This is a genomic window from Desulfonatronospira sp. MSAO_Bac3 (assembly GCF_003838035.1).
In the GTDB taxonomy this organism is placed as follows: Bacteria; Desulfobacterota; Desulfovibrionia; order Desulfovibrionales; family Desulfonatronovibrionaceae; genus Desulfonatronospira; species Desulfonatronospira thiodismutans.
In genome coordinates, this window is sequence record NZ_QYZY01000340.1 from 1 (window position 1) to 13,486 (window position 13,486).

Here is a 13,486-nt window from a genome sequence, read left to right on the forward strand (position 1 = left end):
GATCTTTATGTAAAAAAGGATCTGGTGGATTTTTTAGCCTGGGAGCGCATCAAACACGCCAAAACACTAATTCAGCATCTGGCTGTAAATCACGGCCAGGAAATTTTTTACAGTCAACTGGCTCAAGTGGCCTCGATAAGCGAAAAGACTGCCAAGAACTATCTGGAAATCCTGCGGGAAACCTTTGTCATTACAGTGCATACAGCATTTTTTACCAATCGCAACAAGGAGCTGGTCAAAACACCCAAGATTTATTTTTCAGACAATGGGGTAAGAAATTTTTTCCTGAATAACTTCAACCCGCCAGAAATGCGGCCGGACAGCTCCTTTTTATTCGAGGGGGTGATAATATCCGAGCTGATAAAAAATGGATTCGACCCGGAGAGGCTGAAATTCTGGCGAACAAAAAACCAACAGGAAGTTGATTTAATTCTGAACTGCGACCGCGGTCCTGTTCCTGTAGAAATCAAGTATAAAAGTCGGCTTAAAGAATCTGATTTTCACGGGCTCTTCAAGTTCAGAGAAAGTTACTCTCAAAGCCAGGGGCTTTACCTTGTCAATCCTTACAATAATTATTCAGCAAAAGATGTTTGCCTTTTATCACCATTTGAGCTGGATATCCTGAATGAGTTTGCTTGAGGAATTTGTAACTCTTTACATTGCAGCAGGACCGTAAAAAATACTACTTTTTAACCACGGCTGGTCACAAAGCTGTCCAGTCCCTGGAGTATATTGCCAAAACCCTTTGATTTGTCTCCAGGAATTGTTTCCATGCGCACAGGCTTTTTAATTGGCAAAACATAGGCGGACTTGAATATGCATTCCAGCAGGGCCTGCCTGGCCCTTATGCTTAAATACCCTTCTCCGGGGCGGGTCAAGACCAGGCTGGGCAAAGATATCGGCCAGGTCAATGCTGCTTTGCTCTACCGCTCTTTTGTGCAGACAACCCTTGCCACGTGCAGGACACTGTCCTGGCCCATTCTGCTCTTTTGTCACCCAGACAGTACACTTGATAAGTACCGGGCATGGCTGGGTGAAGAAAATGACTATTTTATCCAGGGGCCTGGAAATATCGGCGATAAAATGCGGGCTGCCTTTGAGCAGTCCTTTGAACTGGGTTTTGACCGGGTAGTACTTGCCGGCACTGATGTGCCCCAAATGTTTCGGGAGACTCTACAGCAGGCTCAAAAAGGTCTTGAGAGCTGCAAAGCTGTGCTTGGTCCGGCTCTGGACGGCGGATATTATCTCCTGGGTCTGCACAGGGATGTTTTTTTCCCGGGTGTGTTCAGCGATGTTCCCTGGAGTACCTCCCGGGTGCTGGAGACCACCCTGAACAGGCTGAAGGATCTGGGGCTGAATCCGCACATTCTGCCTGAATTAAGAGACGTGGATACCCTGGAAGATTTCAGGGCACTGTTTCGGAGTCAGCAGGGAGTTGAACCCAATAGTTATCTCTCCTGGGATCAGGCTGTCCAGGCTTATCTGGCCTGTATGGATTGTAGTCAGGCCGATTCCCGGGAGTTTGAAGCTGTAGAGGACAGGAAGAAAGTAGTCCTTCAGGGGAGCAGGAAGCATGCAAAGCATCCTGAGTGACAGGCAGGCAAACCCTTCCAGGACTTATTCTTAAAAACTGTGTGTGCGGAGCACCCGTGTGAAGCTGAAGGCTTCCCGTGCCGGAGAAGATTTTTTTGGCACGGGCAACTTCGTTGCTCACCCCGGTGAAACCCGCTACGCGGAGACAAAAGTCTGTTTCACGGGGCGAGCGGGCGGCTTTGCCGCTCACGGTATTATGGTGAATCTTCACCAGTACGGAAGCAAAGCTGTCTGCATCAATTTTTCCTGGTTTATCACCGCATTCTCCCGGGTGAGTACCTGGGCCGGTCCAGGACGATCTGCAGATCGCGGATATGGCGCTGCTCAAATGATGCCTCGCACATGCAGAAGTAATATTCCCATGTTCTGCGGAAATCTTCATCAAAGCACTGGGACAGGCTCTTGATTTCCTGCCAGTTCTGCAGGAACTTTTTCCTCCATGCAGCCAGGGTGGGTGCATAGTGAGGACCTATATCCGTAACTTGGGCTATAACCAGGGTGGTGTGCCGGGCCAGGACGCTGCTTATCCTGTCCAGGGACGGCAGCAGTCCCCCGGGAAAGATATAGGTGCTTATCCAGTCCTGGGTTTTACGGTAGGTGTTATAGCGCTGATCCGGGATGGTAATGCTCTGAATGCAGGCTTTTGCCCCGGGTCTTAGCAGGCGGTCCACGCTTTGGAAGAAGCGGGGATGGTATTTGTGCCCCACAGCCTCCAGCATTTCAATGGATACCAGGGCGTCAAAGCGCCCTTGTATATGGCGGTAATCCTCCATGGCTACTTCTATTCTGTCCTGCAGTCCCTGGTTGATAACCTGTTGCTGCACATAATTGTACTGTTCCCTGGATATGGTCACTGCCTTTACCTGGCAGTCGAATTCACGGGCGGCAAAGAGGGCGAATCCACCCCAGCCGCACCCGATCTCCACGATACTCTGTCCCGGCTTGATGCCGGCTGCCCGGGCCACCATGGAGTACTTACGCTCCTGGGCCTGCTGCAGTCGGCTCTGGGAAACTGGTTGACCTGTTTGCCGCAGTTCCTGCAGGTTTTCGAATACAGCGCAGGAATAGGTCATGCCCGGGTCCAGAAAACCGGCAAAAAAATCGTTGGACAGGTCGTAGTGGGCCTGGATATTTTGTCTGCATCCCCGGGGGTCATTGTCAGGAATCATCTTTCTGGCCGGCACCAGCATTTTGTGCAGCATCCTCCCGGCGGCCCCCCAGTTCTCCATGTAGGACAGGTGGCCCATGTTCATAATGAGCAGTTCCATGAGCCTGGTGAGGTTGTCGGTATCCCACATGCCCATGGTATAGGCTTCACCAAGGCCGACGTCCTCGCCTTTGATGACTTTCCGGAAAAATCGGGGGTCATGAATGTTCATGCGGCACGAGGGACCTGGCTCAACCTCTCCGAATACGTGCACAGTTTTGTCTGGCATCTGGATTTCAAGGCGTCCCTTGCGGAATTTTTTCAGGTTCGCCAGCACAAGTCTCCTGGCAATAAGGTCTAAAATGGTTGATTTTTGCTGCATGGTCCTGATGGTCAGGGGGTTTTCCGGCTCTGGCCTGGTGAATACAGGCAGGCCTTTGCCGTAATAAAGGCTGACGGCCTGGCGCAGGATGCGGGGATAGGTCATGTTGGAAGCCAGGGGATGAAATATCCAGGTGCTTAAAAGATTGCCGTCGGTCAGTTCCCCTGGCCGGGCCGCCTGCCACATCCTGGCCTCCAGGGCAGGCCGGTGATTTTTTTCAAGGGTGATGGCTATATCTATTTCTTTGCGGACATCACTGAAGCTGAACAGGTACTGCCCCGAGATGTCGAAAAAAGGCGATACATGAAATTTTTTCGGTGTCTTGAATTGTACCGGAAACCCCGGGGACCGGCCTGATTTCTCCAGGATGTATACATGTTTGTCTCCGAATGTGTTGTTGACCTCCGCTAATGTTAACTGCAGTTTCCCTGCCGGGCTGAAGATAAAGTAAAAGCTCACCGGATTGAAAACCCGTCCGAAGATCCTGGGGCAGGTGAGAAGCAGAACCCTGGAGTCTTGATCCAGGGTCATGAACTTATATGACTGAAGAAGGTTTCCAAGTTTGTCCCGGATGCTTTCTGGGCCGGGGGTGAGGTAGTCCTTCTGGAATATACAGGCCGGTCTGTAGCGGTTGAACCCGAAAAGTCTTGTATTTTCGTCTAATCTCTTGAGTTCGTCCAGGTCCAGCAGCAGGACCATAAACCTGTATTCAAACCGGTGGCTCTTGTGCCCAAACCTTTCATGGGAAATGCTTACAGGCACAACCCTGGAGTTCATACTTCGGCTCCCAGCAGTTCAGCCACCCGCATCCCGGACGCGGCAGCATCTTCGTGGAAACCGTTACCATGGTAGCTGCCGCAAAAATAGGTGCCCCGCACACCCTGCAGCTGGCCAAAACGGGCCTGGGCATCTAAGGCGTCCCGGGTAAACTGGGGGTGCATCATTTTAAGGTGCCTGGATGTTTTTTCAGCTGGCACCGGCCGGCGGGGGTTCAGAGTGACCACGTGGTTTTTCTGGGCCTGGAAGCGCTGCAGCCTGTTCATCCAGTAATGCACATTCACCCTTTCCTGGGTGTCTCCGGAGTGGGAAATGACGTTCCAGCAGGCCCAGGCCCTGGTATTGTGGGGCAAAAAAGAGTCGTCCGTGTGCATGAATACGTCATTTGCAGCGTATCTCCAGGGACTCAGGCATGCTGTTTCTCCAGGGTCCGGGTCCTGGAGAAGCTGCAGTGCAGTGTCTGCGTGACAGGCCAGGACAAGTGCATCATACTCCATTTTTTGCCCCTGCACCTGCAGCACCGGACCTGTGCTTTCCCGGAATACAGCCTGTACGGGCGAGGAGGTGTAAATGGAGCCGGTAAAGGATTTTTCAAAGGCCTGGACATAAGTGTGACTGCCCCCGGGGATATATCGCCATACAGGTCCCCCGCTGAAGCTGAGCAGGCCGTGATTGAAAAAGAACTGCGCGAAGCGTTCCAGGGGAAATTCCTCGGGGCCGCTGCTCTCGGCGGACCAGATGGCCCGGACCATGGGGGCCAGGTAGCGGCTCATAAGGATTTCTGGGTATCTGTTGTCGCGGACATATCCGCCCAGGGTGCCCCCTGTGAGCTTTCCTTCCTGCAGGTCCCTGGTGACATTTCTGCAGAAACTGCGTATTGCAAAAAGCATCCTCCAGAAACGGGGGTCAATGATATTGGCCCTGCGGGCAAAAAGACCGGACAGTGTGCTGCCGCTGTAGGCGAACCCTGTATGGGATTCACTGTAGGAAAAGGACATGTCCGTGGGTGCGGATTGTACCTGCAGGTCCTGCAGAAAGCGGATAAAGCGGGGGTAATTGGTATCGTTGAAGACGATAAAGCCCATATCTACCGGGATCTTTTGCTCATCACCGTCCGGGGCCATGACCGTCTGCACGTGGCCTCCCAGGATCTGCTCAGCCTCGAAGAGGTCCACCCTGTGCCTGCGGCCCAGGTAATAGGATGCCGCCATGCCGGCTGCTCCGCCCCCGATTACGGCGATTTTGAGGCTGCCTGCACCGGAAAGTTGGTTATGGCTGTTCATGATCTCCTGCTTCTTTATTTTTAAGGGGAAACCAGGGCACGAATGCACTGACTCTTTTCTTGTAGTTTTCGTATTCCGGGCGTCTTGAACCCATGTCCTTCTCCAGCATGGCCACTCCTGAAACTCTGACCAGGAGGAAGGTTATGAGTAAGGGGCTGATAATGGTCATCCATCCTCCAGGTACCGAAAGGGCGATACAGAATATGCCCCACCAGACCAGGCACTCCCCGAAATAGTTGGGGTGGCGGGTCCATCCCCAGAGTCCCCTGTCCATGACCCTGCCCCTGTTGGCGGGATCCTTTTTGAACTGTGACATCTGGTAATCCCCCACAACTTCGAACAGCATGCCCAGGGCCCATATGAAAATTCCCAGAAAGTCCAGCCAGACAAGTTCACCGGGGCGTGGGGAGGCCTGGGCCACCTGGGGGGCCAGGGCGATAATCCACAACAAGCTCCCCTGCAGCATGAACACCTTGAACAGGCTTATCCACCGGAAACTTTCTCCGTGGTAATCCCGCATGGCCTGGTATCGCCTGTCTTCAGGCTGTCCCCAGTTGCGCCGGGTAATATGTAAAATGAGTCGAATCCCCCAGATGCTGATGAGCAGGGCAACAAGGAGACTCCTGAAAGTATCCGGCCCCATGAACCAGGTCAGCCAGGCAATGAGCACAAAGCCCGCCCCCCAGAAGGAATCAGCCACACAGGCCTTGTCCCGGGCGAGGGATAAGATCCAGGCCGCCAGCATAAGCAGCATGACCGCCGCCAGGTTGAGCAGAATAATGGTGTGTAAAGGCATGGTGCTCAAGTCAGTACAGGTGTTTATACGAATATTAAAATTGTTATACATTGCTTTGATTGTCAAGAAATGTGTTCCAGGTTTTGAAAACTCAAAAAAAGACTGGACCGTTTTGCTTGCTTATGCAGCCGGCACCGCCTACAATATCGGAATGATATCTATAATCAAAAGGTTTTTGCCGGAACCTTCAGTTAAGCATGTCAAAGAAGGGCAGGCAGGCTGTTTTAATTTTTCAAGAAACAGTACATGGTCCGCATGGTTTCAGGCGGCCAGGATGCCTTCACAGGTGTACATTTTTCTGCCCCTGCTCATGGGGCAGGCTATGGCTTTCACCCAGGGGGCTTTTTCCTGGTCGGTTTTTTTGTTCTGCCACCTGTACGGATTGGCCATGCAGCTTTTTATTGTCTTTGCCAATGATGTCGCTGATGAGGATACAGACAGGCTTAATTCGACATATACAATTTTTTCCGGGGGTTCCAGGGTCCTGGCAGATGATTGCCTGTCTTCCAGAAGCCTTTTTTCTGCAGCTGGTGTTAGCGCCCTGCTTTGTCTACTTGCAGGGGTGTTGCTTGCATGGTTTTCGTCAGGGTGGGGACCGCTGCTTCTGGTTCTTCTAGGCCTGGTTCTTTTATGGGCCTACAGTTTCAAACCCTTTCGCCTTTCTTACCGTGGAGGGGGAGAATTGCTGCAGATGCTTGGAGTAGGCGGGGTGCTGCCCATGCTCGGATATCTGGCGCAGCATGGAAGCCTGAGCGGGATCTACTGGCCTTACATGGGATTGATGCTTCTTCTGGCACTGTCCTGTGCCATGAGCACCTCTCTTCCAGATGAGCCTTCGGATCGACTGAGCCTGAAAAAAAGCAGTTCAGTCCTTTTGGGGGGACGGCTCAATCAGAGGCTTATTCTGGCCCTTAATGCCGGTGCTTTTTTTCTTCTTGCCCTGTTTATGCTTCACGGTCTTGGCTACACTGGCATGTATCTGATTGCCTTGCTCTGCCTGGGCTTGTGGTTTTCAGGAGTCTTGCTGCTGGATCAAAAGCCGGGCAGCCTGGGACTTTCGGTTTTTGTGGCTTCCAGTGTGAGTTTCAGTCTGTTGCCCATGGCCGGGGTGTCCATGGCCCTGTTTATAAGTTAACTTATCCATCCAGCGGCCTTGAAGCTCAGTGCAGCGACAACAGCGCACAAAACAGCCCCCCAGGCTATGTCCACCACGACAACCCTGAGGGGCCAGCCTTTTATCAGGGCCATGTTGGTCAGGTCGTAGGTGGCATAGGTAAAGAATCCGAAAAGCCCTCCCCAGATCAGGGCGGTTGCCAGGGAGTCCCTCTCCAGGGCCGGGATCACGGCAAAGAAAATGATGCCCGCTATGTAGATGAGGTAAAAGGTAATAGCCGCAGCCCAGTTGACCTCCGGACTGAGAATGAATCCCAGGTGTTTCTGGTAAAAATTTCTGGCCACCAGGCCAAGCCAGATCAGGTCTACAGCAAAAAAGAAAGGTACAGTTATCAGGTAGAGCTTGATATAAAAATAAAGGTTCATAGAGTATTTCCCCGGAGGTCAATAACCCTGCAGCGAAACTTATTTATTGAGATACCATAGTGTATTTTATAAGTTTCGCTTTAGCGATAATAAGGATCATTGTTTTGTTAATAGCGGATGAGACAGAGTTTTCAAGAGGTTACACTTATTCAGCCGGACCGGCTGGCTTGTCTCCAGCTCAGCACCCGGGTTCTCCGTGATTGCCGCAGCAGGACTGTAATTTTCTGATTTTCAGCAGGTTATTGCGAAAGTAGAGGCCGGCCTTCCGGGATAAGGGCATGGGTTTTTTCAAGTTGTCCAGAAAGTCTTTCAAGTCGGGTTTTTTATTTGAGCACATGGTAACTGTTCATCCTTTCAGATTTTTTAAAGGTTGTCAGGCTTTGCTTTGTCCTTAAGCATCAGATTTTTTTAAATCCGGGAAGCTTGCCAAGGCCTCCAGGTTACTGTATTTTGACGCAAGTCACAACAATAGATTTCCGGCCTGCTCAGTGACCACACTTTCCATCGCGGTATTCTGCCCCCTTTCCTCAACCTGACTATAAACAGAAGGCAGGAAAGTTCCGGTGCAGGCATATTTCTTGAGATTTTTTTAAAAAAGAAATCAGGAGAATACCAGCCCTTGCCGCAGCATAAAAGATGTTTATTGGTATTTTGATAGCAAATAAAATTATCTATCTGTTAAAGCAAACAAATACAACATTATTTTTTGATAGCAGATGAACAGATGCGCGTGAAAAAAGACTTTTTTACACGTTCTGCAATTTATTCAGCTTGGCCCGCGTAAAAGAAATATGTAAGGAAAAAACTGGAAAATCATGAGCTGTAAAGCTGTTTAAAAGGCTGATTTTTTTGGTTATGCATGTGCATCTGAAAAATATGGATAATTGTGCCGGTGGTATTGGTGTTTCGTGACATGAAACTCAAAACAGGAGGTAGTTATGGCTGAAATAAAGAAGATATTATGCGCTGTTGATTTTTCAGAAATGACCCCCAAAGTTGTTGAGTACGCAGACACTCTGGCCAAAAAAATGGACGCTGATGTTCACGTGATTTTTGTGGTCCAGCGTCTGGACCATTATGCCAGCTTTAATGTAGCCCCTCCCTCTCTTCAGGAGATTCACGGAGAAGTTCTGGGAGAAGCAGAAAAGAAGATTGATGCTCTTGTCCAGGAGCAATTCAGCACGGACAAGGTGACAGCAAAGGTGTTGAGCGGGCATGCAGATGAAGAGATTTTGAGGTATGCCAAGGATGAAAATGTAGACTTGATCGTAATGGGTACCCACGGGCGAAAGGGAGTGGACAGGTTGTTGTTCGGATCAATAGCTGAAAAAGTTGTTAAGACTTCACAAGTTCCAGTAATGACTATCAGGCCGCAGTAGTGAGGAGCAGTCACGACTGCCGAAAAAATTTATGAACCTGCGGTGACAGACTGTATAATCATCTGCCCTGGGATCTCAAACACGTAAGCATTCAGGGGGTACTCAGTTTTAGTCCCTGGCACCAGGCCTGGGGACTGTCCCCCGCTAAGCACTAACTGAGCAGGTTCACACAATTTCGCGTTTGTCAGGTTATTTTGTGCAGTAGAGGTGTCGCGGGGACTGTCCCCTGGCCGGTTCCCCTGGAACGTCGAGATGGTAAACTTTCAGGGGCATTCATTTTGTAGTTGCTTAAAGGCGCACTGCCCGGTATTGTACGGATGACCATGCCGGGCAGTGCATCCACAAGGTTCAGACCGAAGCTTTTCTGTCGCCACGGGCACGCATTTCCAGGGCGTAGGTTTTGACCAGGCGTATGTGGGGGTGCTTCCTGGACACGTGCCTCTCCACTTCAGGGGCAAAGGTATAGCCTATGAGTACAGGTATCAGCCTGCCCTCCAGCACAGTGGACAAACGTTCAAGCAGGGATGCGAAACGGTCTGCATCCTTTTTGCCGGGTTTGGCCTTGCATTCTCCCACCAGACAGGCGGTTTCTCCGTTCAAGCTTCCCCTGGCCAGAATATTAACCTCATCGTACCTGCCATCGGGGTAGATCACGTTTTTCCGATCCAGGGACTCCACTTCCAGGCCGAATTCCAGGCGGGCATATTCCGGGATATAGGGCATCAGGCGATCTTCCAGGCCGTAGCCTACTGAATCGGACAATCCTGCCACCTGGGTTTTCAACTCCCGGTGACTCATGGCCAGTTTTCGCACTTCAGCTTCAGTCTTGGCCTGGGCCTGGGCAAGTTCATCTATTCTGGCTTCGGTCTTGGCCTGGGCCTGAGCAAGCTCATCCACTCGTTGGACCAGAGAGTCCAGCCTGGCTTCGGTCCTGGCCTGGGCCTGAGCAAGCTCATCCACCCTCTGCACGAGTGAATCCAGCCTTGCTTCAGTCTTGGCTTGAGCCTGGGCAAGTTCATCTATTCTGGCTTCGGTCCTGGCCTGGGCCTGGGCAAGCTCGTGCACTGTCTGCCTGAGTTCCCTGAATTCGTCCTTGGTCACCCGTTCCTTGCTCTGTCGTTCAAATTCTTCCAGTATGGCAAAAAGTATATTGCGCAGATCAGGATCTACCTGGTCCAGTTGCCTTATAAGGCTTACGCTTATTTCCATACATCATCCTTTTAACTGTGTTGCCAGGGGACTGGCTTTGATGATTGAGAAAAGTTGTTAACCATGAAGCCTGAAGGCGCGAAGTTAACACAAGGTCTGGGGACTGTCCCCGCTAAGTGCTATCTTTGAAGGTTCACACAACTTAGGGATGTTCAAAATACCAATATACCGTTACTGTCAGTGACTTAACCGTTGAAAGCCTTTTACAAAAAACAAGAATCTTTAGACAGGATTAACCACGCTAAAGACGCGTGGCAGGCATAGATGGAGTGATTACCTTTTGGCCTGGCTTCCGGCCAGGACAAAAAAAATTTCTCTTAATCCATCTCTTAATCCTGTTCATCCTGTCAAAAAACTCTTCTCTTCATTGTTGCGGGCAAAGCATCACTATGGCGGTATATCAGTATTTTTCTAATCCCTTAGCGTTTGTCATAATTTAATTGTGCAGGAAAGGTGTCGCGGGGACTGTCCCCAGTCACGCCAGAGGCGTGATTGCGGCACCCTGAATGGTTACGGTTGAAGACAGTCTACAAAACAAGGTTAATATTACCTCGAACCAGTATTTATGTCCACCTGTTTTCTCTTCCCGCCGCTTTGCAAGTCAATAATTTACCTGCAAAAAGTCATTCTCCAGGTTTAAATGGTTACTATTTTTTGTGTATATTCATTGTGAATGAACCCGGTTTCTGCCGGCTTCCTTGGCCTGGTACAGGGCCTCGTCCGCCAGCTGCAGCAATTGCTCTTTGTTTTTCATGGGATTTTCTGCATTTAATGCTGCCAACGGCTTTTTCGGCATCAATAGTGACAAGCAAATCATCCTGGAAGAAATTTCTCACGCCCGGGCCGCCTCCGGCCCATAGGGCCTACGCCCCGGAGGGAAGCGGCCCTAGAGCCACGGAGCAAGGCAGGAGGAAGAGATAAATATTCATATCCCCCGAGCCGGGGTCTATGGATAAGTTGCTCCCCGCCCGGGGCGGAAGACTTTTTTTATTACCGCAACTCGCGGGAATGAAAAAAATCTCTTCTCCGCGACTCTGCCTGCCCGGTTAAATAGACCTGCGGTCTACGGCTACGCCGTATTTAACTGGGCAAGTCTTCGAGTTTACCCTGAATTGCTCGTAGAGCAAGCCTGAAAGGTATTCAACTGGGGCGGGCGAGAGATAAAATAATATTCATTTGTGAGCAGTTAATCCACATCAAACGTCGAGGAACCATCTCAACATGTCCTTCATGGTTAAATGTTTTTCCTGGAAGAAGTACTTGTGCTGAACGTGAGTTGCTGGCAACCCCTGAATGCTTACGTACGGACCATGCCCGCAGCCTGTGTTAATCCTTTGTCGGTATTGTTTTTTTAATTTCCGCCATACATATATCAAACTGCCTTTCCAGTTCGTGCATAAGTTCTTTCATCTGCTCGAGTTTACCGCAATGACCTGCTTCTTCCATCATTCCGGCAATCTCAGCCATGGCCAGCCCCCCGATATTGCCTGAATTGCCTTTTATTGAATGGGCCTGTCTGGTTGCTTCTTCGTTCTGGCCCTGTGCAATAAAGTTTTTCAGTAATTTAATGTTTTTAGGTAAGGATTCCATGTAAATATTCAGTATGTGTTCAGCCATATCACTATCATGTCCAATTCTTGTCAAGAAATCCTCCTGGTCGAACACTGGCCTGGTACAGACAAAAGCTTTCGAGGGTTCCTGTTTCGTTTCCGCAGCCTCTCCGGTCCCGAGATCACCTTCTTCTTCCCCCTGACCACTGCCCTCTGCCTGATGTCTGCCGCCTGTTCCCTGATCACTGACCTCTGACTTGTGACTCCTGTCCTCTGTCCTCTGGTTTCTTTCTTTTGAAAGCCACTTCTCCAGCACCCGGGCCAGCTCATCCGGATTGACCGGCTTGGCTGTATAATCGTCCATGCCGGCCTCAATGCACCGTTCCCGGTCCTCCTGCATGGCTCCGGCGGTCATGGCGATAATTGGAATTCTGAATTCTGGGATTGAGGAATTGAGGAATTGGGGGATTGAGGGATTGAGGGATTCAGGAACTGAGGTATTTTGGGATTCGCTCTCCAGCCTCTGATCTCTGACCTCTGATCTCTGCCCTTTATCCTCTGCTCCATGCTCCATGCCCCCTGCCTGCCCCGTGAAACAGCCCAAAGGGCTCCCTGTCGTAGACAGGGGTTTCACTGGGGTCCCATGCTCCATGCTTCTTATCCGCCGGGTGGCTTCCAGTCCGCCCATTTCCGGCATCTGTACATCCATGAGCACCAGATCGTAGGGAATGTTTTCCAGTGCGTGGAGGGCTTCCTGGCCGTTGGCCACGGCATCGGCACGCAGGCCCATTTTTTTGAGAATGCCCAGGGCTACCTGCTGGTTGACCATGTTGTCTTCGGCTACCAGGATACGGGCTTTTGTGCCGGAAAAGTCCGGATATCCCTGCCGGATTTTCTCTGGTTCCGTATGCCCTGCAGGCAGGTCCGCAGCGCCTGTTCTTGCCAGGATCTTTTCCAGGCTGGCATAAAGTTCACTTGGCAGGACAGGTTTATTCAGGATGCTGTCGAATCCTGTTTCATGCAGACGCCTGGAATCACCTGTCTGCCCGGTTGCCGATGACATCATGATCAGCCTGGTGTCCTTTAATTGCCCGTCTTCCTTGATATTTCGTCCCAGGGTTTCTCCGTCCATGTCCGGCATCTGCATGTCTAAGACAGCCAACACAAAGGGGTCATTCTCTGCCTTGGCCTGATGCAGCATGCTCAGAGCTGCAGAACCATTGGCAGCTTCCCCGGGCCGCATACCCCAGGAGCCGAAGCGAACCCTGAGTATCTCCCGGTTGGTGGAATTGTCGTCCACGATAAGAGTGCGAACCCCCTGCAGGCAGGCCGGAACTGGCCTTTCCTGCTGCTGTTCATCCTGAACGCCCAGGCGCACTGTAAACCAGAATGTGCTTCCCTGGTCCTCTACACTTTCCAGGCCTGCTGTACCGCCCATCATCTCGGCCAGTTGCCTGGAAATGGCCAGTCCCAGTCCGGTACCGCCGAATTTGCGGGTAGTGGAGGCATCAACCTGGGAAAAGCTTTCGAAAAGACTGTCTTGCTTGTCTTGAGGAATGCCTATGCCGGTGTCCCGGATCTGGAAACAAAGTTCCACAATCCTGGAGTCACCATATTGATCTTTAATACCTGTCTGTTCATGGGACAGGCGGTTCGCCGGTTGATCACTGACCTCTGACCTCTGATCTACGACCTCTGATTTCGACACCCTGATCTCCACCTCTCCATGTTCGGTAAACTTGACCGCATTGCCCACCAGGTTCATGAGAATCTGACGCAACCGGCCCGAATCTCCCCGGACCATGGAGGGTACGTTCGGGTCCATGGAACA

General features: G+C 51.0%; 10 protein-coding genes. 4 read left to right on the top strand and 6 right to left on the bottom strand.

Annotated features, from left to right (window positions below; genetic code table 11):
- A partial coding sequence (locus D5S03_RS11960; protein ID WP_287044186.1) for an ATP-binding protein occupies window positions 1–639 on the top strand: 639 nt, incomplete at its 5' end.
- A gap of 177 nt (window positions 640–816) precedes the next feature.
- Window positions 817–1,593, top strand: coding sequence for a TIGR04282 family arsenosugar biosynthesis glycosyltransferase (locus D5S03_RS11965; protein WP_008869052.1), 777 nt, complete (start codon window positions 817–819; stop codon window positions 1,591–1,593).
- Between the two features lie 254 nt (window positions 1,594–1,847).
- On the opposite strand, the gene D5S03_RS11970 is transcribed toward D5S03_RS11965, so the two are convergent.
- From D5S03_RS11970 to D5S03_RS11980, 3 genes are read right to left on the bottom strand one after another with little or no spacing between them, the layout of a single operon-like run.
- On the bottom strand, window positions 1,848–3,899 hold the full coding sequence (locus D5S03_RS11970) for a DUF1365 family protein (RefSeq protein ID WP_287044187.1): 2,052 nt from the start codon (window positions 3,897–3,899) through the stop codon (window positions 1,848–1,850).
- Window positions 3,896–5,182 carry an NAD(P)/FAD-dependent oxidoreductase gene (locus D5S03_RS11975; RefSeq protein WP_008869050.1) on the bottom strand — a complete coding sequence of 429 codons (1,287 nt, stop codon included), beginning with the start codon at window positions 5,180–5,182 and terminating at the stop codon, window positions 3,896–3,898. The genes D5S03_RS11970 and D5S03_RS11975 overlap by 4 nt, the downstream gene beginning before the upstream one ends.
- Entirely contained in the window at window positions 5,169–5,978 is an 810-nt protein-coding gene (locus D5S03_RS11980) for a DUF1295 domain-containing protein (RefSeq protein ID WP_287044188.1), read from the bottom strand. Before D5S03_RS11980 ends, D5S03_RS11975 begins: the two co-directional genes overlap by 14 nt.
- A 274-nt stretch (window positions 5,979–6,252) precedes the next feature.
- Between D5S03_RS11980 and D5S03_RS11985 the strand changes: the two genes are divergently transcribed.
- A complete protein-coding gene (locus D5S03_RS11985; protein WP_287044190.1) occupies window positions 6,253–7,113 on the top strand; it encodes a prenyltransferase in 861 nt (286 codons plus the stop codon).
- On the opposite strand, the gene D5S03_RS11990 is transcribed toward D5S03_RS11985, so the two are convergent.
- Complete coding sequence (locus D5S03_RS11990; RefSeq protein ID WP_008869047.1) at window positions 7,110–7,517, bottom strand: DUF2177 family protein; 408 nt, start codon at window positions 7,515–7,517, stop codon at window positions 7,110–7,112. The two genes, D5S03_RS11985 and D5S03_RS11990, sit on opposite strands and share 4 nt — an antisense overlap.
- A gap of 938 nt (window positions 7,518–8,455) precedes the next feature.
- Here D5S03_RS11990 and D5S03_RS11995 point away from each other — a divergent pair.
- On the top strand, window positions 8,456–8,896 hold the full coding sequence (locus tag D5S03_RS11995) for a universal stress protein (RefSeq protein ID WP_008869045.1): 441 nt from the start codon (window positions 8,456–8,458) through the stop codon (window positions 8,894–8,896).
- Window positions 8,897–9,244: 348 nt separating this feature from the next.
- Here the strand turns inward: D5S03_RS11995 and D5S03_RS12000 are convergent, their stop codons facing one another.
- Together D5S03_RS12000 and D5S03_RS12005 are read right to left on the bottom strand one after the other, a co-directional pair.
- On the bottom strand, window positions 9,245–10,105 hold the full coding sequence (locus D5S03_RS12000; RefSeq protein ID WP_008869044.1) for a hypothetical protein: 861 nt from the start codon (window positions 10,103–10,105) through the stop codon (window positions 9,245–9,247).
- 1,326 nt (window positions 10,106–11,431) lie between these two features.
- Window positions 11,432–13,486: hybrid sensor histidine kinase/response regulator (locus D5S03_RS12005; protein ID WP_287044191.1), on the bottom strand; the 2,055-nt coding region annotated here is incomplete at its 5' end.